Source organism: Roseibium sp. RP-7 (assembly GCF_053005225.1).
This window is the reverse complement of the sequence record NZ_JBRKQA010000001.1, coordinates 876,967-899,423: the sequence shown is the minus strand read 5'-3', so window position 1 is coordinate 899,423 and position 22,457 is coordinate 876,967. Positions and strand designations below refer to the sequence as shown.

24 protein-coding genes and 1 riboswitch are annotated in these 22,457 nt (G+C 59.4%); of the genes, 15 read left to right on the top strand and 9 right to left on the bottom strand.

From position 1 onward, the window contains the following. Position 1: 1 nt before the first annotated feature. Positions 2-1,330: a M16 family metallopeptidase gene (locus tag ACVDG9_RS04095; protein ID WP_447237342.1), complete on the top strand. Its 1,329-nt coding sequence runs from the start codon at positions 2-4 to the stop codon at positions 1,328-1,330. A gap of 346 nt (positions 1,331-1,676) precedes the next feature. On the opposite strand, the gene ACVDG9_RS04090 is transcribed toward ACVDG9_RS04095, so the two are convergent. Next, complete coding sequence (locus ACVDG9_RS04090) at positions 1,677-3,239, bottom strand: EAL domain-containing protein (RefSeq protein ID WP_447237341.1); 1,563 nt, start codon at positions 3,237-3,239, stop codon at positions 1,677-1,679. Positions 3,240-3,615: 376 nt separating this feature from the next. Between ACVDG9_RS04090 and ACVDG9_RS04085 the strand changes: the two genes are divergently transcribed. The 8 genes from ACVDG9_RS04085 (at position 3,616) to ACVDG9_RS04050 (ending at position 11,456) form a co-directional block, all read left to right on the top strand. Next, the gene (locus ACVDG9_RS04085) at positions 3,616-4,422 is read left to right on the top strand and encodes a hypothetical protein (RefSeq protein WP_075284468.1); all 807 of its coding nucleotides are present in this window, start codon (positions 3,616-3,618) and stop codon (positions 4,420-4,422) included. A gap of 214 nt (positions 4,423-4,636) precedes the next feature. Continuing rightward, on the top strand, positions 4,637-6,127 hold the full coding sequence (locus ACVDG9_RS04080) for a sigma-54-dependent transcriptional regulator (protein ID WP_075284467.1): 1,491 nt from the start codon (positions 4,637-4,639) through the stop codon (positions 6,125-6,127). Positions 6,128-6,308: 181 nt separating this feature from the next. Then, complete coding sequence (locus ACVDG9_RS04075; protein ID WP_075284466.1) at positions 6,309-6,875, top strand: hypothetical protein; 567 nt, start codon at positions 6,309-6,311, stop codon at positions 6,873-6,875. Between the two features lie 278 nt (positions 6,876-7,153). Beyond that, positions 7,154-7,441 carry a co-chaperone GroES gene (gene groES / locus ACVDG9_RS04070; RefSeq protein ID WP_006935644.1) on the top strand — a complete coding sequence of 96 codons (288 nt, stop codon included), beginning with the start codon at positions 7,154-7,156 and terminating at the stop codon, positions 7,439-7,441. Between the two features lie 54 nt (positions 7,442-7,495). Further along, positions 7,496-9,136 carry a chaperonin GroEL gene (groL, locus tag ACVDG9_RS04065; protein WP_031269757.1) on the top strand — a complete coding sequence of 547 codons (1,641 nt, stop codon included), beginning with the start codon at positions 7,496-7,498 and terminating at the stop codon, positions 9,134-9,136. 341 nt (positions 9,137-9,477) lie between these two features. Further along, on the top strand, positions 9,478-10,269 hold the full coding sequence (locus ACVDG9_RS04060) for an isocitrate lyase/PEP mutase family protein (RefSeq protein ID WP_447237340.1): 792 nt from the start codon (positions 9,478-9,480) through the stop codon (positions 10,267-10,269). Between the two features lie 205 nt (positions 10,270-10,474). Further along, complete coding sequence (locus tag ACVDG9_RS04055; RefSeq protein ID WP_447237339.1) at positions 10,475-11,149, top strand: YceI family protein; 675 nt, start codon at positions 10,475-10,477, stop codon at positions 11,147-11,149. Between the two features lie 103 nt (positions 11,150-11,252). Next, on the top strand, positions 11,253-11,456 hold the full coding sequence (locus ACVDG9_RS04050; protein ID WP_145903675.1) for a hypothetical protein: 204 nt from the start codon (positions 11,253-11,255) through the stop codon (positions 11,454-11,456). Positions 11,457-11,472: 16 nt separating this feature from the next. On the opposite strand, the gene ACVDG9_RS04045 is transcribed toward ACVDG9_RS04050, so the two are convergent. Next, positions 11,473-12,177, bottom strand: a complete 705-nt coding sequence (locus tag ACVDG9_RS04045) for a glutathione S-transferase N-terminal domain-containing protein (RefSeq protein ID WP_055657750.1) — start codon at positions 12,175-12,177, stop codon at positions 11,473-11,475. A 200-nt stretch (positions 12,178-12,377) separates the two neighbouring features. Between ACVDG9_RS04045 and ACVDG9_RS04040 the strand changes: the two genes are divergently transcribed. From ACVDG9_RS04040 to ACVDG9_RS04025, 4 genes are all read left to right on the top strand, one after another. Then, a complete protein-coding gene (locus tag ACVDG9_RS04040) occupies positions 12,378-12,590 on the top strand; it encodes a SlyX family protein (protein ID WP_023002075.1) in 213 nt (70 codons plus the stop codon). Between the two features lie 142 nt (positions 12,591-12,732). Next, positions 12,733-13,746, top strand: a complete 1,014-nt coding sequence (locus ACVDG9_RS04035) for an efflux RND transporter periplasmic adaptor subunit (protein ID WP_447237338.1) — start codon at positions 12,733-12,735, stop codon at positions 13,744-13,746. Continuing rightward, positions 13,743-14,981, top strand: a complete 1,239-nt coding sequence (locus ACVDG9_RS04030) for an ABC transporter permease (RefSeq protein ID WP_031269760.1) — start codon at positions 13,743-13,745, stop codon at positions 14,979-14,981. The genes ACVDG9_RS04035 and ACVDG9_RS04030 overlap by 4 nt, the downstream gene beginning before the upstream one ends. Continuing rightward, positions 14,978-15,727, top strand: coding sequence for an ABC transporter ATP-binding protein (locus ACVDG9_RS04025; protein WP_055657743.1), 750 nt, complete (start codon positions 14,978-14,980; stop codon positions 15,725-15,727). The genes ACVDG9_RS04030 and ACVDG9_RS04025 overlap by 4 nt, the downstream gene beginning before the upstream one ends. Before the next feature lie 28 nt (positions 15,728-15,755). Here the strand turns inward: ACVDG9_RS04025 and ACVDG9_RS04020 are convergent, their stop codons facing one another. Continuing rightward, positions 15,756-16,445: a YoaK family protein gene (locus ACVDG9_RS04020; RefSeq protein WP_158514212.1), complete on the bottom strand. Its 690-nt coding sequence runs from the start codon at positions 16,443-16,445 to the stop codon at positions 15,756-15,758. Positions 16,446-16,542: 97 nt separating this feature from the next. After that, positions 16,543-16,667: riboswitch (SAM-I-IV-variant riboswitch) on the top strand. 41 nt (positions 16,668-16,708) lie between these two features. Between ACVDG9_RS04020 and ACVDG9_RS04015 the strand changes: the two genes are divergently transcribed. Next, a complete protein-coding gene (locus ACVDG9_RS04015; protein ID WP_139314296.1) occupies positions 16,709-17,008 on the top strand; it encodes a hypothetical protein in 300 nt (99 codons plus the stop codon). A 151-nt stretch (positions 17,009-17,159) separates the two neighbouring features. Here ACVDG9_RS04015 and ACVDG9_RS04010 read toward each other — a convergent pair whose 3' ends face one another. The 3 genes from ACVDG9_RS04010 to ACVDG9_RS04000 all read right to left on the bottom strand — a co-directional run bounded on the left by ACVDG9_RS04010 (position 17,160) and on the right by ACVDG9_RS04000 (position 18,485). Next, positions 17,160-17,504 (bottom strand): acyl-CoA thioesterase, encoded by a 345-nt coding sequence (locus ACVDG9_RS04010; protein WP_051990218.1) that lies wholly within the window; start codon positions 17,502-17,504, stop codon positions 17,160-17,162. Between the two features lie 265 nt (positions 17,505-17,769). Continuing rightward, the gene (locus tag ACVDG9_RS04005; RefSeq protein ID WP_447237337.1) at positions 17,770-17,991 is read right to left on the bottom strand and encodes a hypothetical protein; all 222 of its coding nucleotides are present in this window, start codon (positions 17,989-17,991) and stop codon (positions 17,770-17,772) included. Further along, on the bottom strand, positions 17,982-18,485 hold the full coding sequence (locus ACVDG9_RS04000) for a group III truncated hemoglobin (RefSeq protein WP_208984417.1): 504 nt from the start codon (positions 18,483-18,485) through the stop codon (positions 17,982-17,984). The genes ACVDG9_RS04005 and ACVDG9_RS04000 overlap by 10 nt, the downstream gene beginning before the upstream one ends. A 97-nt stretch (positions 18,486-18,582) precedes the next feature. Between ACVDG9_RS04000 and ACVDG9_RS03995 the strand changes: the two genes are divergently transcribed. Next, positions 18,583-19,014, top strand: a complete 432-nt coding sequence (locus ACVDG9_RS03995; RefSeq protein WP_075284384.1) for an RrF2 family transcriptional regulator — start codon at positions 18,583-18,585, stop codon at positions 19,012-19,014. Between the two features lie 55 nt (positions 19,015-19,069). Here the strand turns inward: ACVDG9_RS03995 and ACVDG9_RS03990 are convergent, their stop codons facing one another. The 3 genes from ACVDG9_RS03990 to ACVDG9_RS03980 form a co-directional block, all read right to left on the bottom strand. After that, the gene (locus ACVDG9_RS03990) at positions 19,070-19,759 is read right to left on the bottom strand and encodes a Crp/Fnr family transcriptional regulator (RefSeq protein WP_023002086.1); all 690 of its coding nucleotides are present in this window, start codon (positions 19,757-19,759) and stop codon (positions 19,070-19,072) included. Positions 19,760-20,043: 284 nt separating this feature from the next. Next, positions 20,044-20,841, bottom strand: a complete 798-nt coding sequence (locus tag ACVDG9_RS03985; protein ID WP_447237336.1) for a ChbG/HpnK family deacetylase — start codon at positions 20,839-20,841, stop codon at positions 20,044-20,046. Between the two features lie 108 nt (positions 20,842-20,949). Further along, the gene (locus ACVDG9_RS03980; RefSeq protein WP_447237335.1) at positions 20,950-22,449 is read right to left on the bottom strand and encodes an ArnT family glycosyltransferase; all 1,500 of its coding nucleotides are present in this window, start codon (positions 22,447-22,449) and stop codon (positions 20,950-20,952) included. Between the last annotated feature and the right edge of the window lie 8 nt (positions 22,450-22,457).

Here is a 22,457-nt window from a genome sequence, read left to right as displayed (position 1 = left end):
CATGGCACACACCCTCTTCTCCCTGCGCGGTCCGGTCTCCGCCCTCGCTTTGTCGCTTGTCGCCCTGCTTGGCCTGATGAGGCTGGCGCAGGCGGTCGAGATCCAGGAAGTCACCAGCCCCAAAGGCATCACAGCCTGGCTGGTAGAAGACCATACCGTGCCTATCATTGCGCTCGATTTTTCCTTTGACGGCGGCTCCGCGCAGGACCCTGTCGGAAAGGAAGGCCTGACGCGCCTGCTCGCCGCAACGCTGGACGAAGGCGCGGGTGAAATGGATTCCGAGACCTTCCAGGCCAAGCTGGAAGAACTTGCCATCAGCATCAACTTCAGCACCGGCAAGGACCGGTTCTACGGCAGCTTGCGGACCCTGACGCCGACCCTTGACGAGGCCAGTGACCTTCTGGCCCTCGCCGTGAACGAGCCGCGCTTCGACGAAGCCCCGGTGGAGCGGATGAAGGCCCAGCTGTCGCAAAGGGCGAGACGCAACGAAAGCGATCCGGATGCGATTGCCGGAAGAGCCCTTGCCGAAGCTATGTTCGGTGATCACCCCTACGCCCGGCCAACGCTTGGCACCGCCGAAACACTGACCGGCCTGAACGCGGATGACCTTGCAAACCAGAAGGGCAAGCTTCTCGCCCGCAAGGGGCTGATCATCGGTGTCGTCGGTGCGATCGATGCTGAAACCCTCGCCGGAATTCTTGACAAGGTCTTTGCACCTCTGCAGGAGGAAGGTCAGCTGGTGCAGATTGCCGATTTCGAACCGGAATTCGGAACCGGGGTAAACCAGCAGCTGGCGGTACCGCAAACCACGATCCTGCTCGGCCTTCCCGGGCTGACACGTGACGATCCGGACTATCAGGCCGCCTTTGTGATGAACCACATTCTGGGTGGCGGCACTTTCACCTCCTGGATGTATGAAGAAGTGCGGGAAAAGCGCGGGCTTTCCTATGGCGCCGGCACATCTCTTTCTCCTTACGCACACACGGGTCTTCTGATCGCCAATGCCGCGACCAAGGCGGACCGGGCGGACGAGACGGTAAAGATCATGTTGGAACAGATCAATCGCATGGCCGAAACCGGACCGAGCGAAGACGAATTGCAGTCTGCCAAACAGTATCTGACCGGCTCTTACCCTCTGCGCTTCGACAGTTCCGGCAAGATTGCCCGGCAGTTGGTCGCTCTGCAGAATGCGGAACTGGGGATCGACTATTTCGACCGCCGCAACAGCGAGATCGAGGCTATTTCACTGGACGACGTCAAACGGGTGGCCAAACGCCTGCTGGCCGACAAGGCTCCGACAGTGGTGACCGTCGGCCCGAAGCAGGGGTAAACCCCAAACCACAAACGACACTGCCTCAATGACAAACGCCCCGGCTCAAACCGGGGCGTCTTTGATTTTGCCTGCCAGACTGAAGTGCGATCATCACTGCTCGAGCCTGGGACCAGCCTTCAAGGCAGAAAACGTGCATTCGAGACAGGCATTGCGATCCGCTTGTCCGGAGTGACACAGGGCGCTCCAGGTCGGCACTCGAATAAGGCCGAGCGGAAAAAGCCCTGAAGCCGCCTGCCATGGTCATATGGCGGCAGACCACTGTCATGGCTGCTTCGTCGGTTTGCAGCGGCTGAAATGTCGAAGCAGGTTATCGTTTCGGGGACGCGGAAGCGCCTTGCGCGGATCAACCGGCGGCAGACCGTCTCGGGCCGGGTGCAGGTGCGCCCTGCAGCACTTCCGCACGCACCGGGCGTGGCGGCGAGAACAGGTTGCCCTGAGCGAGCTTGACGTCGTAGTCGAGCAGCTCCAGCACCTGGGATTCCGTTTCCACATGATCAGTGATCAGCTGCATGCCATAGCGATGAAGCAGGTCACCAAAATCGGACGGATGGATGTGACCGTGTTTGGCTTCGCGGCGCCCGATGAGATAGTCGGCGTGCAGCTTTCCGTATTTGAAACCCCGGCCCGCCAGGGAGTTGAAGTCCATCTTCATGTCCGCGATCTGGTCGACGGAGAAGCGGAACCCGGCTTCGAACAGCGAACTCAGGCTTTCCAGCTCCATCCCGCCCATCTGGGCGACATCGTCCTGGGAGAATTCGAACACAAGTACATCGGCCAGATCCTGGTTCGCCTTCACGAATTCCAGGAAGCCGGGGAAGAAAGTTTCGTCAACCAGCGACTGCGACGAGATATTGCAGAACAGGATGGCATTGCGATTGCGCGAGGTCAGGCGGCGCACGACCTGGATGGAGCGGAACAGCAGCAGATTGTCGATCCTGGCTATCTGGCCCGAGAGAACCGCTTCGGGAATAAAAGCCGATGCTTCGATCAGGTTGCCACCGTTGTCACGCAGGCGGGTGAAGGCTTCATAGTACTTCACCTGGCGCTGCGGCAGTGTCACGATCGGCTGCAGGTGGAGCTCCACCCGGTTGGCATTGAGTGCCGACGTGATCAGTTCGCGCATGGCCATGTTCGGCTTCGGCTTTTCGACCGGCATCGCGGTACGTGCGGCAAGGCGCTGGTCGGGTTCATCCGGCAGATCGAATGCGTAATCCTGCTGCTGGTGGTTCGGCTGTTCCTTGACCGGAACATGACCCAGCTTATCCTCGAGACGCGGCGCGTGCACACCATAGCGTCGATCGAAATCGTTCATGTCCCGGCGCGGTGCAGCCGCTGGCGCATAGGGCTCCTGCATTGCGTTGTCCGTTTCATGAGAAAAGGACGCCGGGGCGTGCTGCTGGCGCTGCGGGGCCTGCGTAGGCTGCTGAACCGGAGGCCAGTTCTGCGGTGCCTGATAGGTGGACCGGCGTTCTTCCTGGTAGGTCTCCTGCGGCTGCTGATAACGTGGCAGGCTTGGCATCTGCGGTGGTGGTGCGATGGCCTGCTGGTCCTCGACCCTCGCTTCAAGGTCGGACATGGCCTCGGCCATCTGCTTGACCAAGGTGCCCAGTACTTCAACTTCAGCAAACAGAGGGTCGATTTCGGCGCGAGTACGGCGCGGCATGGTGTGTTCCATGCCCGTGAGCCTGCCTTCGAGATTGCCGACATCCTCGTCCAGATCCGCCATGCGCTCTTCAAGACGGTCGACCGCTTCACTCACCGCGCCGCGGTCGCGTGCACGACCGATCAGCAGGTGGATCAGGATCATGGTGCACATGAGCGCAAGCGACAGGGAAACAGCTTCACCGAACGGCCGTCCGAACTGGAAGACCAGAACTGTCGCAGACGACAGCGCGATCACGGCCATGCAAATTGCTACGAATATGGTCCCTGTCCGCCCCATGGTATTCGAAAGTTCCAACGCGAATCAAAAGTTACTGGTTAATCATGCCTTAAGAACCATGCGTGGCCGAATCTACAACCGCCTTGCGGTATGGAATCCGTGACTTGTCCCCGACTATGGTTGATGCGTCACGGTATTTCGGCGTTTTTCGCTCCTCACGCAGCGTTCACAGTGTCTCAAACAGCTCACAACCACAAGTCTCCAACTCACCCGCTGGCCGCACTGGGCAATGACGTCCCCATGACTTTTTGACCGTTGCATTCGGTAGTACTTCGTCTAAATTTACGTAAGGGAAGCTATTTCACGGCGGATCAGTCAACAGGTCTAGCAGGGGGCTGATATGCATGCAGCCGAACAAACGACATATCGGGCACCGCGCGACAATGCGCCGGATGCGAAGATAGACCAGCCTGCCAAGGACCGCCCCGCACCCGAGGCCTCAACTTCTCTCAAGTCAGGTGAAGCGACGGCCCCGAACACAGTGCAGGAGCAACTTCCCTGCGAGGAGCAGATCAAGGCCGCGCTCATCAACACCCTGAAAAGCTCCGAATTCCAGTCCGCGCCCCAGCTGCGCGCCTTCCTGGGGTTTGTCGTGCATGCCACGTTGAACAGACAACAGGAAAAGATCAAAGGCTATACGATCGCGGTCGAAGCGCTCGGGCGGCCGGAAGACTTCAATCCGGTGACGGACCCTATCGTACGTGTCGAGGCCGCCCGGCTGCGGCGCAGGTTAGAGAAATACTATGCCGGGTCCGGTGCAAACGACCCGGTGCGCATCACCATTCCCAAAGGCAGCTACGCGCCGGAGTTTCAACCGGCGCACGCCGGATCGTTGCCGGATTGTGCAGCAGACCTTGCCACCAAAGATGCGCCAGACGGGGACTCGGCCGGTAAACACTTCGCGCCGGAAACGATGGCTCATCCGCACCTCGAAACAGGTGGGGTGTCGGGAACCGTGGACGAGCATGATGCCTTCCGGCCGCCCGCGCGCGCCCTGCGCACCGGAACCAACGCACCGGGTGGAACCGGCCTTCCGGAAGCCTTCCGAAAGCTGCAACGCGCATTGGCACATCCTGTTGACCTTTGGCTGGTGTTCGCCCTCTGCCTTGCCAGTTTCCTGGCAGGATACCTGTCGGCCGGCCTTTGATTTCTCAGGTCTGACCGGTATTCGACATATCCACCACACACTGCCTGAGCTGGAATATTTTGCTCACTTCGGCCCTTTTCTGTGCCGAAAGCGAAGATCGCCTGCAATTTGCGTCATCTGACAACGCTTTGTTTACCCTGTTCGGAGAATTATCAAATTGACGAATCTTTCGATATTCGAATGACCCGTATCCAGCGATGGGAGTTACCCAGCAATGGGGAGTAATGAGGGCAAAGAGCTGCCTGTTATAGTACGCGTACTTGACGCAACGGCCTCCGAGGCTGCCCGCACCTCTGCGGTCTGCGCCAAGCTGTCTCATGCCTGTACGGACCCCATCCTGTACACGGAATCCTCGTCCTGCCTGCAGGACCTTGCAGACAAGACCACCGACATTCTGATCATCGATCTGGAAACCATCGGTGGCGACGAAGCCCTGGAAGCCTATGCGGTCCGCTGTCCCAAGGCGGTCATCATCGCGGTTTCGGCCAAGGGGTCTGTCTCGCGGGCCGTCAGCGCAATGCGCGCCGGAGCCCATGATTTCCTGACCAAGCCCTTCTCGCTCGATGCGCTTGCGTCCAAGATTTCCTTCCAGCTGAAACAAAGAAGGCCCGTTCAACCGGTTGCTCCCGCAGCACCGCAGAATGTCCAGCCTGTCGTTTCAATGCCGGAGCTATCAGCACCTCCGCTTCGCGCCGCACACATCAGGACCGAAAGCTCCGGAACGAACCGCCTGGTGGGCACCTCCGCCCAGATGCGCGACATCCACGACCAGATCGGTCGCATGGCGCCGTCGCAGGCTCCGGTCTTCATTACCGGAGAGTCCGGAACGGGCAAGGAACTGTGCGCTGCTGCGGTTCACGAATTATCCGAGCGCCGGTCCAACCGTTTCGTCACCTTGAACTGCGCTGCCATTCCGCGAGACCTCATTGAAAGCGAGATCTTCGGATATGTGCGCGGCGCCTTTACCGGAGCTGCAGACAACCGTGCGGGCGCGGCCGAACAGGCCGATGGCGGCACGCTGTTCCTGGACGAGATCGGCGAGATGGACCTTCTCCTGCAGAGCAAGCTGTTGCGCTTCCTGCAGACGGGGACGTTCCAGCGCCTCGGCGACACACATACCCGCAAGGTGGACGCGCGCATCATCTGCGCCACAAACCGGAACCCGGTTCAGGAAATATCCGCCGGCCGCTTCCGCGAAGACCTTTACTACCGTCTGCACGTGCTGCCGATCCACATGCCGCCTCTCAGAGAGCGCCGCGACGATATCCTGCCGCTCGCTGAAACCTTCCTTGAACGCTATTCGGCGGAAGAACGGCGCGGTTTCAGAGGATTTGATGCGGACGCGGAAGCGCGGATCATTTCCTATCCCTGGCCGGGCAACGTCCGCCAGCTTGAGAACACCATCCGGCAGATCGTTGTCATGAATGACGGTGCCGCTGTCACATACGACATGCTGCCGCTGATCATTCGCGACCAGAGCAGCCGGCCCGGCACCTTGATCGACCTGTCCCGCGAGCGATCGCGCGTGGCGCCGCCAAGCCGACCGTTCGGAACCATCGAGCCGCTTTGGGCCCAGGAGCGGCGCATCATCGAAGACGCTCTTGATGCCTTTGACGGCAACATCGCCATGGCGGCAGCAGCCCTTGAGATCAGCCCTTCCACTATCTACCGAAAGCGCCAGTCCTGGACAGCCCGCAGCATGTAAATGCCCGGACCGGCGACACGTTAACCGCAATCGGGTTTTCTACTTTCGCGGATAACGAGTAGAGTACAGCTAAATCCGGCGTTTACCGCGCCGCACACATTGCCTTGTTTAATCGGACAAGTCGGTTTATATCGGCAAAATCGCTGAAAACGACAAGATTTAAAGGCGTGCGGGGATATAGATGATGCTGGTGGGAAAATGTGCTTTTCGGCAGACGCTGTCTGCTGTTCTGATTGCAACCGGACTGTCTGCTGGACAGCTGTCCGCGCAGGCCCAATCCCCCGCCAGTCCTCCAGAAGCTTTCCAGAACGCACTTGCCGCCTATGATCAGGCATGGGCGGCTGCCGGTCTTTCGTTCACGGCCGCAACCTTCGCTTCCAGCCCGAGCACCGGATATGGCCAGTATACGCCGCGTGCTGATGCAACGTTTGCCGATGGTGAAGCGCTGTCTGTCTACGCGGAACCGGTCGGTTACGGCTTTCAGGAAACCGAAGGTGGTTATGCCTATGAGCTGACCGCGGACTACAAATTGCTGACCAAATCCGGCCAGGTTCTGGCCGAACAGGAGAACTTCGCGACCTTTTCCGGCAGCGGCCGGTCCAAGCAGCGTGAACTTTCCGCGGCCCTCACGTTTCAGTTCAGCGGCCTGCCGGCCGGCGACTACCAGCTGGAAACGAGCTTCACCGACGAAATTGGTGGCAAAACGAGCGCCTTTACACTGCCTTTCAGCGTTTCCGGCGCGAATTGAGCCGGGCCCGCTGACACAGTAGCAGCGACGCCATAATTCCGCCTCCCCGGTCTGTTGACTACCCCATAGGCGCAACGCGACCGATTGCGATTAAATTCTCGTCACAAAGCATTGACAAGCTGAGCACAGCTACATAAATCCATGGCGCTGTTAGCACTCGCTGTTAAGGAGTGCTAATTGGTGACGGGAGGCAATTTCCTTCCGTGCAACGCAACCCAATGTTCATGTCTCGCGCGCTGCCTATTGCGTGGGGCGCGCTCATGAGAGGAAACAGTGTTATGGCATTTCGTCCACTGCACGACCGTGTCGTCGTTCGCCGCGTAGATTCTGAAGCAAAGACTGCTGGCGGCATCATCATTCCGGACACCGCTAAGGAAAAGCCGCAGGAAGGCGAAATCATCGCCATCGGCACCGGCGCCCGCAAGGACAACGGCGAGATCGTTCCGCTCGACGTCAAGGCTGGTGACCGCGTTCTGTTCGGCAAGTGGTCCGGCACCGAAGTCAAGATCGACGGTGAAGACCTCCTGATCATGAAGGAATCCGACATCATGGGCGTGATCGCGTAACCAGCCGCGAACCGCTTCTGATTTCAACCTGTTCCAAAAGAGTGAGACGATCACATGTCTGCTAAAGAAGTAAAATTCTCCTCCGACGCACGTGAGCGCATGCTGCGTGGTGTCGACACCCTCGCAAACGCCGTCAAGGTGACCCTCGGCCCGAAAGGCCGTAACGTCGTTCTCGACAAGGCTTTCGGCGCACCGCGCATCACCAAGGACGGTGTGTCTGTTGCCAAGGAAATCGAACTGGAAGACAAGTTCGAAAACATGGGCGCCCAGATGGTGCGCGAAGTGGCTTCCAAGACCAACGACATCGCTGGCGACGGCACCACCACCGCGACCGTTCTGGCTCAGGCCATCGTCAAGGAAGGCGCCAAGGCTGTTGCAGCCGGCATGAACCCGATGGACCTGAAGCGCGGCGTTGATCTTGCTGCTGCTGAAGCCGTCAAGGCTCTGACCGCTGCTTCCAAGACCATCACCACCTCTGGTGAAGTTGCACAGGTCGGCACGATCTCCGCTAACGGCGACGAGCAGGTCGGCAAGGACATTGCCGAAGCCATGCAGAAAGTCGGCAACGAAGGCGTGATCACCGTCGAGGAAGCAAAGTCCCTCGAAACCGAACTCGAAGTCGTTGAAGGCATGCAGTTCGACCGCGGTTACCTGTCTCCTTACTTCGTCACCAATGCTGACAAGATGATGGCTGACCTGGAAAAGCCGTACATCCTGCTGCACGAGAAGAAGCTTTCCAACCTGCAGGCCATGCTGCCGATCCTGGAAGCTGTTGTTCAGTCTTCCCGTCCGCTGCTGATCATTGCTGAAGACGTTGAAGGCGAAGCACTTGCTACCCTCGTCGTCAACAAGCTGCGTGGCGGCCTGAAGATTGCTGCTGTCAAGGCTCCGGGCTTCGGCGACCGCCGCAAGGCCATGCTGGAAGACATCGCGATCCTGACCGGCGGCACCGTTATCTCCGAAGATCTCGGCATCAAGCTGGAGAACGTGACCCTCGACATGCTCGGCACCGCCGAGAAGGTGTCCATCACCAAGGAAAACACCACCATCGTTGACGGTGCTGGCTCCAAGGACGACATCAACGGCCGCGTTTCCCAGATCAAGGCTCAGATCGAAGAAACCACTTCCGATTACGACCGTGAGAAGCTCCAGGAGCGTCTTGCAAAGCTCGCAGGCGGCGTTGCCGTTATCCGCGTTGGCGGTGCGACCGAAATCGAAGTGAAAGAGAAAAAAGACCGCGTCGACGACGCTCTGAACGCAACCCGCGCTGCCGTTGAAGAAGGCATCGTCCCGGGCGGCGGTACCGCTCTGCTGCGCGCCAAGAAGGCAGTCGAAGGCCTCGCCTCCGATAACGCCGACATCGCAGCTGGTATCAAGATCGTCCTGCGCGCTCTGGAAGCTCCGATCCGTCAGATCGCTGAAAACGCTGGTGTCGAAGGCTCCATCGTTGTTGGCAAGATCCAGGAAAACGACGATCCGTCCTTCGGCTTCAACGCTCAGACCGAACAGTTCGTCAACATGATCGAAGCTGGCATCATCGACCCGACCAAGGTTGTCCGTACTGCTCTGCAGGACGCAGCTTCCGTCGCTGGTCTGCTGATCACCACCGAAGCCATGGTTGCTGAACTGCCGAAGAAAGACGCTCCGGCAATGCCGGGCGGCGACATGGGCGGCATGGGCGGCATGGGCTTCTAAGAAGCCCAAAGCTCACAAGCTTTACAGAAAGGGCGGTCTTCGGACCGCCCTTTTTTCTTGGCCGCCCATCATCTCATGCTTGTGCCGCCTCGCGGCACGGGAGGCGGCATGGGCTTCCAAGAAACCCAAAGCTCACAAGCTTTACAGAAAGGGCGATCTTCGGACCGCCCTTTTTTCTTGGCCGCCCGTCATCTCACGCTTGTACTGCAAGGCAGCCCAGGGCTGGCATGGGTTTCCAGAAAACTGAACAGCAACTCAACCAAAGGAAGCGCTTGCCCTTCTTGCTACCTCTGTGTTTTCATATCGGTCCAAGATAGCCCTGCTCTTCGCGCATCCTTCAAATGTCCAGCCCAGCCAATGTCTTTCGAGAACTGCACGAGACCGGGTGCTTTATCGTGCCCAACCCGTGGGATGCCGTATCCGCCAGGCTGTTGGTGCACTGCGGCTTCAAGGCACTGGCCACCACGTCGTCGGGATATGCCTTCACCACGGGCCGGCGCGATAGTTCCCGGCAAATTTCCAGGCAGGAAGCGATCGACCACGCATCGGCATTGTCCCGTACGACTGGCCTTCCCGTAACGCTGGACGGCGAAGACTGTTTTGCAGACACACCGGAAGGTGTCGCGGAGACGGTCGCACTTGCCGCGAAAGCTGGCCTTGCCGGCATCTCGATAGAAGACCGGGACACGTCCAATCCCGGTCGTATAAGACCATATTCCGAAGCTCTCGAACGCGTTCAGGCCGCTGTCTTGGAGGCCCGGAAATCCGGGATCGTCCTGACGGCTCGCGCCGATGGTCTCGGCAAGGGAGCCTATGACCTCGATGAGGTTCTTCGCCGTCTGTCCGCTTTTGCCGAAGCAGGGGCAGACGTCGTCTACGCCCCGGGCCTACCTGATCTTGAAGCCATACGGACGGTCTGCGCATCGGTACCTGTTCCGATCAACCATGTCATCGGGCAAGGTGCATCGGGCCTGTCCTTCGACCAGCTCGCAGACGCTGGCGTGCGGCGGATCAGTCTTGGCGGATCATTTACCCGCGCAGCTCTCAATGCGATCAATACACTGGGTCAAACCATCGCCGCGGGAGATTTTACCAGCCTTGATGCTGCTCCCGCATGGTCAAGGCTTTGTTAGATGCCAAAGTCCAACACCCGCCTCGTCCGGCGACAGATCAGGGTCGCAAGATTGACAACATACCAACTGGTCGGTATCTTTTGATTGCCTGATGGCCGATCGGCAAGACCACTGGCTATGGCCACAGGTAAATCAGCCACGGCTGCACCTGAAATCGGCCTGAACACACCGCTGTTTCCAACTTCCGGTCAATAGAGGAACCACTATGCCACTGTCCCCGGGACTTCGTTTTCTGTCTGTACTTTGCGGTGTCGCAGCGGTGCTGTTGCCATCACTTGCTGCAAATGCAGGTGACGCCGCGACGGCTCTACCGGCAGGCAGTTACAAGATCGACAAATTCCATTCGACGCTCGTCTTCCGGGCAAATCACCTCGGCTTTTCGTACTACAGCGCGTCCTTTGCTGACTTTGACGCCGCACTGGAACTCGATCCCGCTGATCCGGCCAACGCCAGCCTGAGCGTCGACATAAACGTCGCATCCCTGCATCTGACGGCAACGCCACCCGATGGCTTTCGCGATATGCTGCTTGGCCCGGACTGGCTGAATGCAGAAGATCACCCGAAGATCACCTATCGCTCGACCAGCATTGAACTGACTGGCGCTGAAACTGCCGTCGTGACAGGCGACCTGTCATTCAGGGGAGAAACGCGGCCAGTTGAGCTCGACGTGCGTTTCAACGGCGGTTATCCGGGCCTGGCGGTTTACGACCCACAGGCTCGGATCGGATTTTCCGCAACAGGTACGCTGACAAGGTCCGATTTCGGCATGTCCTACGGACTTCCGCCAGAAGGCTCCAACCTCGGGGTGGGGGATGATGTTGAGTTCGTGATCGAAACGGAGTTCAGCGGCCCACCACTGAAAGAGGCTGAAGCGCAATAATCCGGTCAGCATCCGTTCCTCATGCGTGACCGTCTTACACGGTTTTCGGAACCTTAGCCGCCTCTGACGGTTTTCTTCCTAGAATTGAACCATGGAGAGACCGATGGCACAGAGTATGCGACAGACCGCGTCAAACCAGTATGAGAATGCCGATCAACTCAACAGGACGATCGCCCAGGATGCCCAAACCGATCAGGAACTGGAATCCCAGGTTCCCCCGGTTTCCAGATATGGCACCATCTGGCGGGTCGCAGCGGTGATCATCCTGTTGCTGGCATTGCTGACTTCGGTCGTCTTCCTGGCCTGATCGACACCGTTTCACGTTAGTCGCGCGAAGGAATGTTGACCGCCTTCTGGCTTGCCGGACGGCTCATGCAGGTGTCGACCCAGCGAACCACATTGGTGTGGGACGCGAAGTCGGTCACCTCGCCGGCCTCGTAGAAGCCGTTGAGATTTCGCGCCCAGGGCCAGCAGGCCATGTCTGCGATGGTATAGTCGCTCCCCATGATGAAATCGCGCCCATCCAGCTGCCGGTCCAGAACGCCAAGCAAGCGTTTCGTCTCGTCCCGGTATCTCTCGAAAGGCCGACGGTCTTCATAGTCCCGGCCCGCGAACTTGTGGAAGAAGCCCAACTGACCCGCCATCGGGCCAAAGCCACCCATCTGCCACATCAGCCACTGCAGCGTTTCGGCGCGCCTTGCCGGCTCCTGCGGCAGGAACTTGCCCGACTTTTCCGCCAGATAAATCAGGATCGCGCCGGATTCCCACAAGGGCAGCGGCTCGCCGCCTGGGCCGTGCGGATCGATGATTGCCGGGATCTTGTTGTTCGGATTGAGCGACAGGAATTCCGGGCTTAACTGGTCATTGCTGCCGAAATCGACCACATGCGGCTCATAAGGCAGGCCCGTTTCTTCCAGCATCGCCGAAACCTTGATGCCGTTGGGCGTCGGCAGCGAATAGAGCTGAATACGGTCAGCGTGTTTGGCAGGCCATTTGCGGGAGATCTCGAAGTCAGACAGATCGGTCATGGAGCCCTCATTAGGGATTGCAGGTCCCGACCCCTGTCAGGATTACGCATAGATATAGCGCAGCATCGCCCGGCGCAAACTCACAGTCCGCCGACAATGAGAGTTGGTGTTTCGCCGCCGCCGCAATATACCTGCCTCGACAGACATCGGGCGGGTGCCGAAAGAAGCCACATTGCCCCAGGACGACGCAGGAGACACCCATGGCGGACGACAAAGAAGCCCGAATCGAGAAGCTCGAGATCGATCTCGCTCATGCGCTCAACACCATTGATGAACTGAATACGGTCGTCTTCGATCAGGGACGCCAGCTGGACAGGCTCAACCGGCTCGTCACCAACATGACGGACCAGGTCACGGAACTGATGGAGAACGTTCTGCCCGGCCACCAGATCGAAAAGCCGCCGCATTACTGATCTTCGACGAGGGCGTCACCTGATCGCGCTCTTCAGGCACACGTCCGACCAGCCTTTGCGCGCAGGCATCCTCATTTGATCCAGGCCATGGCGTTCCTCGCTCGAAACGTTATTGTGGCGGCAGATCCGGCAAGGGTGTGCCATGCGCTTTTTAAAACTTTTGATATTTGTTCTGCTGATCGCGGGAGCCATCGCGGGCTCACTTTGGTGGTTCAAGAAACCGCCGGAAGTGCAGACCGTGATGCCGACGACCGGGCGGGCGGCCGAAGTGGTCTATGCCACCGCAGTCGTTGAACCCGTCCGATGGGCGAAGGTTACCAGCATCATCCGCGAGCGGATCGTCTCGCTGTGCGGCTGCGAGGGTGACCAGGTCCAGAAAGGCGACCAGCTGGCGGAACTGGACAGTGGCGATGCCCGTGCGACGCTTGCCGAACTGGAAGCCCGCCAGGAGCTGGCGCAATCCGACAAGGAACGTGCGCTGCAACTGCTGGAACGCCGCGTCGTCAGCCAGCAGGTTTACGACAAGGCCCAGAACGAACTGATCCGCATCAACGCCATCACCGCGGCCCAGAAGGAACGACTGCGCGACTATGTCATCGTGGCCCCCATGGACGGCATGGTTCTGAGGGCGGACGGGTCGGTGGGGGAAGTTGCCGAACCCGGTGAAATTCTCTTCTGGATCGGTCAGCCTTCTCCCCTTCAACTGGTGGCGGAAGTCAACGAGGAGGATATTCCCAAGGTCGCCAAGGGTCACAAGGCCCTGATCCGTGCAGATGCCTTTCCAGGCAAGGAACTGACAGCGGAAGTTGCCAGCATCACTCCGAAAGGCGATCCGGTGCTGAAGAACTACCGGGTCTATCTCGATCTCCCGGAAGACACCCCGCTGCGCATCGGCATGACAGCCGAGATCAATATCGTCACCTCGGAGAAGGACGACGCGCTGCTTCTGCCGACCGCGGCCTTCGACGGCTCGAAATTGCTGACGCTGGATGGGGATAACAAAATCGTTCTGCTGGAGGTCGAAACCGGGATCAAGGGCACCCGCGCCACGGAAGTGCTGAAGGGGATCACCGGAGATAGCCGGGTCGTCTTTCCCTATAACCCGGATCTGGCAGAAGGACAGAAGGTCAGGCCGGTTCCCGGAGACGGCACATAATGCTTCTCCTGCGCATCGCATCCACCCACATTCGCAACCGCTTGCGCCAGACCATCGTCTCAACGCTTGGCGTCGCACTTGGTGTCGGATTTTCGGTGGCGATGGCGAGCCTCATGGAAGGGTCTCAGCGGGATTTTACCGCAACACTGATCGACGCCATTCCCCATGTGGAGATCCTGGACGAGCAGCGCGCACCGGCGGAACAACCGGCCAGTGCAGTCTATGACGCTGTCACCTATCATGGTCTCAGGCCGAAGGAAGACCTTCGCGGTATCCGCAACCCGACCGAAGCGCTTGCCTCGTTGCGCGACTGGGTGAACGGATCGATGGCGCAGCGCCTGAGCGGCCAGGCGGTGCTGCGCTATGCCGGACAGGACATCGGCATGACCCTGGTCGGTGTGGAACCAAAGCGCGAACTGACCGTCTCCAAGATCGGCGAGGATATGCGCCAGGGCTCCTTCGAGGACCTGGATACGACGTCGAATGGCCTCGTTATCGGCGACAAGGCCGCGGAGCGACTGGGGGCGGACCTGGGCGATACCGTGACCCTGACATCCGCAAACGGTGTCGCCAAGCGCTTCAAGATCGTCGGCCTGTTCCACAGTGGCATCACCACCAGCGACGAAGGGCTTGCCTATGCGCCGCTGAAGGCCGTGCAGATCCTCCTGGAAAAACCGGACGTCATCAATTCGATCGCAATCCACCTCAATTCCATCGCCGAAGCCAACGCGGTTGCCGCACGGGCCGAGCGGCAGCTCGGCTACAAGGCGGTTTCCTGGGAAGAGGCCAACGAGGGGCTGATGGAAGCCTTCTTCGTGCGCAACGTGATCATGTACACGGTTGTCGGGGCCATTCTGGTGGTAGCCGGCTTCGGCATCTTCAACATCGTCTCGACGATCGTGCACGAAAAGGCGCGTGATATCGCGATCCTGAAGTCACTGGGATTTCCGGAAGTCGATATTCAGCAGATCTTCGTGCTTGAAGGGCTGGTGATCGGTATCCTGGGCGCTCTTGCAGGTTCAGCGCTCGGTTTCGGACTGTCGAGCTATCTCGCGTCGGTAAAATTCGAATTTACCCAGGACGTGGAGATGACCCACCTGCCGATCTATTTTTCCGCCCTGCACTACATCATTGCCTGCCTGTTGGCGCTGTTTTCTTCCGGGATCGCCGGCTACATTCCCGCCAGGAAAGCCGCTCGGCTCAATCCTGTCGACATAATCCGAGGGGCGACATGACCCCTTCCCCGGAAAAACAGACGGCTCCCGGCCACGTTCTGCTGGAAGCGAGCAACCTCACCCGCATCCTGCCGGCCATCGTGCCGGTGACACTGGTACAGGATGTCAGCTTTCAGGTTGGCGAGGCGGAGTTCGTTGCCATTACCGGTCCGTCCGGTTCCGGGAAATCGTCGCTTCTGTATCTGCTTGGCCTCCTCGACAGGCCGACGTCAGGCGAGGTCCGGATAGACGGCCTTCCCACCCATGCGCTGACATCTGCCGAAATGGCGCATCTTCGACTGGAAAAACTCGGCTTCGTCTTCCAGTTTCACTTCCTGCTGCCGGAATTTACCGCGCTGGAAAACGTGATGATACCGATGCAGCGGCTCGGCAAACGCAGCCCCAAGGCTCAACTCGACCATGCGACGGAGCTTCTGGCGGCGCTGGGTCTGGAAGAGTTTCTTCACCGCCGCCCGGAGCAATTGTCCGGCGGGCAGCGACAGCGCGTCGCTGTCGCCCGAGCACTTGCCAATTCACCGCAGTTGATCCTTGCTGATGAACCGACCGGCAGTCTCGACAGTGTATCGACGGAACAGGTGTTCGAAAGTCTTCAGGCCATTGTGAAGACCGAAAGGACCACCGTCGTCGCCGTTACCCATGATATCGATCTCGCCGACAGGATGGACCGGCGTATCCATCTGGTCGACGGCCGCATCGATTACGACCGGCACCACCAAAGGGAAGAAGCACCCGGCTTGGGCGCATAATTTGCGGCCTGAGTAGCTGGCACCGGTTTCAGGCGACTTGAGGCTCATGCACCGGCTGGACTATCGCCAGCAGCATCAAAAGCGCAACAGGTATCGCAAGCGCCCAGAACCCCATAACGGTCATCAGGAAACTCGCCAGGAGGCCTCCGGCCGCGAAGGCCATCAGGACGAAGGCCTGGTGACGGATCCGGGAGCGGCTGTCGGGCCGCGTTTCGGGATGCGTGAAATAGTCGGCGATGCCGAGCACAAGCTTCAGCGTATTGCCGGTCATGATGGTCGTGGGAACATGCCTGTTGAGCAGGGTCAGCATGATGACGTTCTGCAACGACATGGCCACGGTCGAAAACCCGACAGCCGTCAGAGTGACGGCAGACAACGGTCCTCCGGCTGACGGATCTCCAAGACCGGCGACGAACATGAAGCCCGCCACCAGCAAAGCTTCGAGCGCGAACAGATGCCGGACGGCAATCCTGTTTTTGCGCACCAGCGCAGTGACCGAAACGAACCAGAAGAGAGTCGAACCGAAGAATACCGCGAGCACGAAAACCTTCAGGGCCGCGTTTTGCCCCTGGTGAAACACCTCCGTGCACAAGACGACAAGCGTTCCGGTAATGAAGGCCGTGAAGGTGTGAAACAGGCCGAGAATGCAGACCACATCGATGAAGCAAGCACAAAAGGCGAGCAGGATCGGCACCAACGGCCGACTGTGATGCAACATGGATCGGTCCAATTGTGGTGCTCCCGAGCTAGTCCTTTCAGGAAGATGTGCCATGCACTGGCGGACTTGCCAAGCCGGATTGGACATGGCATAAGCGCGCCATCATCAAGAGAAGGGCTGGCGCCCTCGCCAACCTGCCATTCCGGGCAAGGTGGTTTCCGCAACAGGGATGCGGCTGGTCAGACCCTCAACCGAGGCTTTCCGGCAACTAAGCGGTTAATTTGCATGCGCCAGTCCTCCTCGGGCAACCGATGGAGGATTTTTTGTCTCAGGACCCTTTTGCCGGACGTGCGGCAGATCTGATCGAGAACCATGTGGCGGCGAGCTCCAAGCTTGCCGGAACGGATATCTGGTGCCAGGCCGCTGAAGACTGCGTTCTGGCGCGGATCAAATCCCTGCGCATCCTGGGTGGCCTACCACGGCACAAGGCGCCGCTGAGCCAGACCGCCCGCACCGAGCGTTTGAAAACACTGCTTCAACTGTGGGCGAACGGCTGCACCTGCGCTGTCGATGAAGACCTCTTTGCCGATATTCTCAACCGGCACGGACCCGTCAGGCACTGACGGGGGTCCCCCGTGTGGTGCACAACGTCTGCACTCTGCCAATTTCTTTGATACAGGCGTGTTGCAACAACTCGCCTCATCCTGAGGAAGCGGTTCAGCGCTGTCTCAGAATGAGTTTTTTGGGGAACCAAGCCGGATGAGATCGCGGCGCTCAGTCCCTCTTGGGGACCGGGCGCGGCTTGCCGCCGTCATCGACGGCCACCATGGTGAAGACCGCTTCAGTCACCTTTTCACGGTGGCCGTAGCGATGGCGCAGGGCCCAGGATTCAAGCTTGATTTCCATCGACGAGTTGCCGACACGAAGGACTTCGGCATAAACGCACAGCACGTCGCCCACATGCACAGGCCGGATGAATTTCATCTTGTCGACCGCGATGGTCACGACACGTCCTTCGGCCCGTTGACCGGCTGCGATACCGCCTGCCAGGTCCATCTGCGACAACACCCAGCCCCCGAAAATATCTCCCGAGGCATTGGTATCGGCAGGCATTGCCATGGTGCGCAATGTCAGATCGCCTGTCGGCTTTTCGTCGTACACGCCTGAGCCCCTCCGCTGATTCTCGCAAGAAGACTAGGTCATCACCTGCAAGAATAGAAGTGGTTGATCAGAGGGCCTCAGAAGGAACTGCGGATCAAGTCCACCGTCAAAGGACAAACATCAGGATTGCCATGATCCACAACGGCATGGGGGCAGCGACCCAGATCAGCAGGATCGGCAGGCCGCGATGCAGAAGGTTGGTGGTATTCATTTCGGTTGCTTTCTAGCTGAAGGCCCGGATTTCAAGGACTGTCATCGCCGAAAGGGCGACGATGCCGGTGATGAAGGCCAGTTTCGCGCTGCCGATGAGTGTGCGGCCGGCGACATCCAGTTTCGGCAGCGGCATGCCGCGCGAATCCAGATACATGGACAGAAGCATCAGCGAAAAGACGGTGAACCAGACGAACACCAGCACTTCCGCTATCAGGACAATCGTTACCAGCATGATCCGCTCCATTCAGAGGGTTGCGATGTCAGTTCGGCAGGCGGATTGGCTCCGGGGGTTCCGAAGGTGGCCAGCCACAGGCTCTGTGCGATGCGTTCGGCAATGGCCACAATCTCGTCTGCAAGGTCCGGCACGAACAATTCACGGATCACGGGCCGGAAGACACCGAGCCATTCGCCATAATCCGTGCTTACCAGCTCCTTCTGCTTCAGGTGAGCCGGCACGGGCTTGCCCTTGTAGGCGCCGTTCTTCATCAGGACGGATTGCCAGAAGGCTTCCATCTTCGGCAGGTGCTCTTCCCACCGGCCAGCCAGACGGCGCTCGAAGATGCCTCCGAGACGTGGATGCTGGCGGATGCAGCCATAGAAGGTATGCACCATCACATGGATCGCCTGTTCATCGACCTTCTCGTAACGGCGGAGCCGGTCGCCCTGGTCCGGCGTTTCGCGTCTCTTCAGCTTGTATCTGTTGGTACTGGAGTTAGGGGCTTCCATAGCCGCCTCCATAACATTCATTTAAGATGCATCTTTTAAATGGCACAGTAACCCGCTAAAATCAACATATAAGATGAATGTTTAAAGAGACCCAGCCATGCGCCTCAGTCAGGCCAGCGATTTTGCCTTGAGAATTCTGATGGCGACCGGCCAATCCGACGACCCGCAGACGGTCGACAAGCTTTCGCGGCAGCTTGGCCTTGCCAAATCACATGTCATGAAAATCGTCGCTCATCTCGCCAAGGGTGGCTATCTGGAGACGACGCGCGGGCGTGGCGGCGGGATACGGCTGGCGAAAACACCGGACATGATCCGCCTGGGGGATGTCGTGCGGCTGATCGAGCCGGACCTTGGCGTCGTCGCCTGCCTGAAGCCCGAGCCCACAGTCTGCGCCTTCCTGCCCCGGTGCGCCCTGAAAGGTGCAATGGCGCGAGCCTCGGAAGCCTTCCTGGAAAGCCTCAATACCGAAACGCTGGCATCCATTCTGGCCGGAACACAGATGGCACTGCCGGTCGAAACCAGCGCCTGAGGCACCCCGGCTGCAACAAGGCAGACCGGGACCATCCGTTTCGATCCTGGTTTTCCTAGAGCGTCGAAGCCTTTTCCAGGAAGTCCATCTGCTCCAGGCAGTAGTAGCCGGAAATCCGGCTGATGGTGCCTGCCCTCTTCCAGTCGTTGAGGACACGGCTGACGTTTTCGCGCGCGGCACCCGCCATGTTGGCGATGTCTGCCTGGCTGAGTTTGTAGTGGATCAGCAACCGGCCATCGTCGAGCGGCTTGCCGAAGGTTTCCGCCAACTGCAGCAGGGTCTGGGCGACCCTTCCCGGCAAGGGCAGGAACGAGCGTGCCGCCAGCACATCATTGGCATGGCGCAGCCGCTTGCCGACGATCGACAACATATGCCGGTAGACGGCCGGGTTCTCGTCGGCAAACCGCTGGAAGGCGGCCTTGTCGATGAAGGCTAGCTGGGCTTCCTTCAGGGAGATGACCGTTGCCGACCGCGGACGGCCATCAAGCAGCGCCAGTTCGCCGACAAGATCGCCAGGGCCGAGCACTGCAAGCAGTTGCTCGTCGCCTTCAACGGACAGAAGCGATACCTTGAGCGAGCCCTCCAGAACCGCGTAACAGCCGTTTCCGGGATCGCCATTTTCGAAGAGAATGGTGCCAGCCGATATTTTCATCGGCCTTGCAAGGCGCGACAGGCCGACAGCCAGTTCCGGGTCAAGCCCTTCAAGCGAAAAGCTATTTTTTAAAAAATCCTTGATTTCAGCCACACCTTACCCCTGCCAAAAGCGCTGCTGCCCGCGAAATTACAAGATCAAACGCCATCTTGTGATGCCCATCACGTGCATTCCAGCAAAATAACCCTATATCTAAGGACATGGAAGCGGGGCCGCCCCTCCCCTCTTCCGGACCTCCACGAAAAACGGCCCTGTACCCCGCAGGGCCGTTTTTTCGTTTCTCCACTTCGTTAGACTCACCAGCCGATCCGAATTCGCAAGTCCGAAACAAACCTCACAAAAGCCTGACTGCCAGCACCTTAAGCGAAAGTTCGGCGTCAGTTCAGAAAAACGTCCTTCTTCTCCAGCGTCTGGAAGAACCTCTGGCTGGAAAGAACCTCAAACTGGCATTCGCGTATCGCAATCTTCCGGCGTGGTTCGTCCCGCCGCAGGCGATCGTCCGAACGGCCGGGAATAGCAGCCACGAAACTGAGATCGCTCATGCCGTCAAAATGGTTATGCAAAAGAGCGTGCAGCGCTTCCTGATCCTCGGTCTCCGGCAAGGGATCCGCCTTGGGAAGCAGCTTCAGGCCGTGCGCCTTGGCAAGCCGTGCCAGGCGGACAGCCTTGAGACCTGATTGCACCGGCGAAATCAACAGTGGCGGATCGGGATAATCGCCATGCTCGATCGCCTTCAGAACGATCCGCGCAAGGGACGTGCGCTCCAACAGACCTTCACGCACCGCCACGAAATCCGGCTGACGTTTCATCAACACGCTGTAGCGGGCAAGCTGAGCCTGGGCTTCCTCCTGCAGAAGCTGGTCCGGCAAAAGCCGCAGCAAGGCACGGCGCTGCAGTTGTTCGCGCGTGAACATCCGGTCGCCATAGATTTCCTGCATGCGGGCGCTGACCGGCGAAACACGGTCGCCGCTGAAGGCCAAGGTCACCCCGAAGAGTGCCCGTTTGCCGACCTTCTCCGCGGTTTCCTGCAACGGACGGAATTCGCGTGGCCACAGCTCGGTGGCAACCATGGCCCCGAGAGCGCTCAGGCGCCCCCGTTCCACAAGTTCACGCAATGCGCGATCGACCCCGAAGGCAAGGCCGTAGTCCAACGCTCCAAGTGTAATTCGCTTCATGAAATTCCGCAGGCGGACCGGACAATGTGAATATTAAGCCACATCCCTGCGTCATTCAGCCAAGCAAATCAAGTCGGATGTTGGGTGGAGCCGACATCTCCTGCCGGTTCAATTTGGGTCAACCGGCTCGAACACCGGGCCGATACGCCCCTCAACCTTGTAGACGACAAGCTTTTCCAGCGGCACATCTTTAACCTTGCGCGTCAGCTCGGCAACTTCCTCGACGTTGGCAAAGGACTGCCGCAGGTCGCCTTCCCGGTTCCGGCGCTTTTCAGCAACATAGAGCCCCGGCCCGTCGAACAGCGACATGTCAGGCGCAGGCTGCATGACATAGCGGATACGCTCGGTCAGCTGGAACACCGGCAAGTCGTCTTTCATCAGGAAATCGAGCTGGCCGTTGAGGCCGTAGCTGGTCGTTGCCACGAAGCCGGCCCCCTCCCTTTCTGCCAGTTCCTTCACTTCCTGTCCGATCTCCGGCCAACCGCGTAACTGGAAGGTCGGGTCCTTGCGGGCAAAGGCACCCGTCAGCGGCCAGACTGCGTGCAGTTGCACCACGACGGCAACTGCAAAGCCAAGGACGACACCGGCTTGCGCCAGACGCTGCCACAGGGCTGGGCTGGCAGGCCGGCTGGTGACAAAGACCGCAGCCATCATGGCAAAAGCGGGAAAAAGCGGTGCCGGCCAATTGGCCTGCACGCGCGAATGCAAGGAGTGATACCCGAGATAGAGCAGGAACGGCAAAACGGTCAGGAGAAGGAGAGACGCCACGTTTTCCCGCGCCCGAAGCCCTTTGAAAAGCCTGGCGGCACCAGCAAACGCCAAAACAGCGATCAGCGGGTTCATCAGCCCGACCAGTGCGCCGAGGAACTCTGGAATGTATCTTGCCGTGTAACCGCCGGTGCCTGCCCGGCCGAACTGCTTGTAGAAGCTGACCCATTCGTGGACGTGGTTCCAGTAAAGCACCGGCGAAAAGCAGAGCAGCGCGATCAGTCCACCGGCCCAGAGTTGCCAGCATCGCCACCAGCGGCGGGCATCCGGCACCCAGATCAGCCACAGGACGATGCCCGCGCCCAGAAACAGGACCGAATATTTGGCAACCAGGCCGCAACCGGCCATCAGCCCCACCACGAACCACCAGTTGGCGTTTCTGGACGTTGACAGTTCTGTCAGCGCCCACAGGCTGAGGCCCCAGAACAGCACTGACGGAGCGTCGGGCGTTGCCAGAATGCCGCCTATACCCACCAGCAGGCTGGCGTTGAGGAACAGGACGGACCAGGCCGCGGTAGTGCGTCCAAACAAAAGGGAGGCTGTGCGCCACAGGGCCAGGGAACCGATCACGCCTGAGGCGATGACAAGGGCGCGAACCGCGAAGACCGTGTCACCGAACAGTGCCTGACCGATGCCGATCCACCAGCCGATCATCGGCGGATGGTCGTAATAGCTGAGCGCCGGCGAAAGCCCCCAGAGGCGGTAATAGGCTTCGTCCTCGACAAAATGCGAGTGGCTGGCGGCAAAGATTTTCAACGCCGTCAACAGGCCGACAATCAGGATCAGGCCTGCGGGCCGCAGGTAGAAAGGCAAGGATCCGGTCTGAGCTTCAGCGGTCACAACGGGCC

What these genes read in the sequence shown, in the direction of transcription:
- ACVDG9_RS04095 (WP_447237342.1), top strand. Translation starts at nt 2, where the DNA reads ATGGCACACACCCTCTTCTCCCTGCGCGGTCCGGTCTCCGCCCTCGCT.
- ACVDG9_RS04090 (WP_447237341.1), bottom strand. Translation starts at nt 3,239, where the DNA reads ATGGCCGTGATCGCGCTGTCGTCTGCGACAGTTCTGGTCTTCCAGTTC.
- ACVDG9_RS04085 (WP_075284468.1), top strand. Translation starts at nt 3,616, where the DNA reads ATGCATGCAGCCGAACAAACGACATATCGGGCACCGCGCGACAATGCG.
- ACVDG9_RS04080 (WP_075284467.1), top strand. Translation starts at nt 4,637, where the DNA reads ATGGGGAGTAATGAGGGCAAAGAGCTGCCTGTTATAGTACGCGTACTT.
- ACVDG9_RS04075 (WP_075284466.1), top strand. Translation starts at nt 6,309, where the DNA reads ATGATGCTGGTGGGAAAATGTGCTTTTCGGCAGACGCTGTCTGCTGTT.
- groES (WP_006935644.1), top strand. Translation starts at nt 7,154, where the DNA reads ATGGCATTTCGTCCACTGCACGACCGTGTCGTCGTTCGCCGCGTAGAT.
- groL (WP_031269757.1), top strand. Translation starts at nt 7,496, where the DNA reads ATGTCTGCTAAAGAAGTAAAATTCTCCTCCGACGCACGTGAGCGCATG.
- ACVDG9_RS04060 (WP_447237340.1), top strand. Translation starts at nt 9,478, where the DNA reads ATGTCCAGCCCAGCCAATGTCTTTCGAGAACTGCACGAGACCGGGTGC.
- ACVDG9_RS04055 (WP_447237339.1), top strand. Translation starts at nt 10,475, where the DNA reads ATGCCACTGTCCCCGGGACTTCGTTTTCTGTCTGTACTTTGCGGTGTC.
- ACVDG9_RS04050 (WP_145903675.1), top strand. Translation starts at nt 11,253, where the DNA reads ATGGCACAGAGTATGCGACAGACCGCGTCAAACCAGTATGAGAATGCC.
- ACVDG9_RS04045 (WP_055657750.1), bottom strand. Translation starts at nt 12,177, where the DNA reads ATGACCGATCTGTCTGACTTCGAGATCTCCCGCAAATGGCCTGCCAAA.
- ACVDG9_RS04040 (WP_023002075.1), top strand. Translation starts at nt 12,378, where the DNA reads ATGGCGGACGACAAAGAAGCCCGAATCGAGAAGCTCGAGATCGATCTC.
- ACVDG9_RS04035 (WP_447237338.1), top strand. Translation starts at nt 12,733, where the DNA reads ATGCGCTTTTTAAAACTTTTGATATTTGTTCTGCTGATCGCGGGAGCC.
- ACVDG9_RS04025 (WP_055657743.1), top strand. Translation starts at nt 14,978, where the DNA reads ATGACCCCTTCCCCGGAAAAACAGACGGCTCCCGGCCACGTTCTGCTG.
- ACVDG9_RS04020 (WP_158514212.1), bottom strand. Translation starts at nt 16,445, where the DNA reads ATGTTGCATCACAGTCGGCCGTTGGTGCCGATCCTGCTCGCCTTTTGT.
- ACVDG9_RS04010 (WP_051990218.1), bottom strand. Translation starts at nt 17,504, where the DNA reads ATGGCAATGCCTGCCGATACCAATGCCTCGGGAGATATTTTCGGGGGC.
- ACVDG9_RS04005 (WP_447237337.1), bottom strand. Translation starts at nt 17,991, where the DNA reads ATGCTGGTAACGATTGTCCTGATAGCGGAAGTGCTGGTGTTCGTCTGG.
- ACVDG9_RS04000 (WP_208984417.1), bottom strand. Translation starts at nt 18,485, where the DNA reads ATGGAAGCCCCTAACTCCAGTACCAACAGATACAAGCTGAAGAGACGC.
- ACVDG9_RS03995 (WP_075284384.1), top strand. Translation starts at nt 18,583, where the DNA reads ATGCGCCTCAGTCAGGCCAGCGATTTTGCCTTGAGAATTCTGATGGCG.
- ACVDG9_RS03985 (WP_447237336.1), bottom strand. Translation starts at nt 20,841, where the DNA reads ATGAAGCGAATTACACTTGGAGCGTTGGACTACGGCCTTGCCTTCGGG.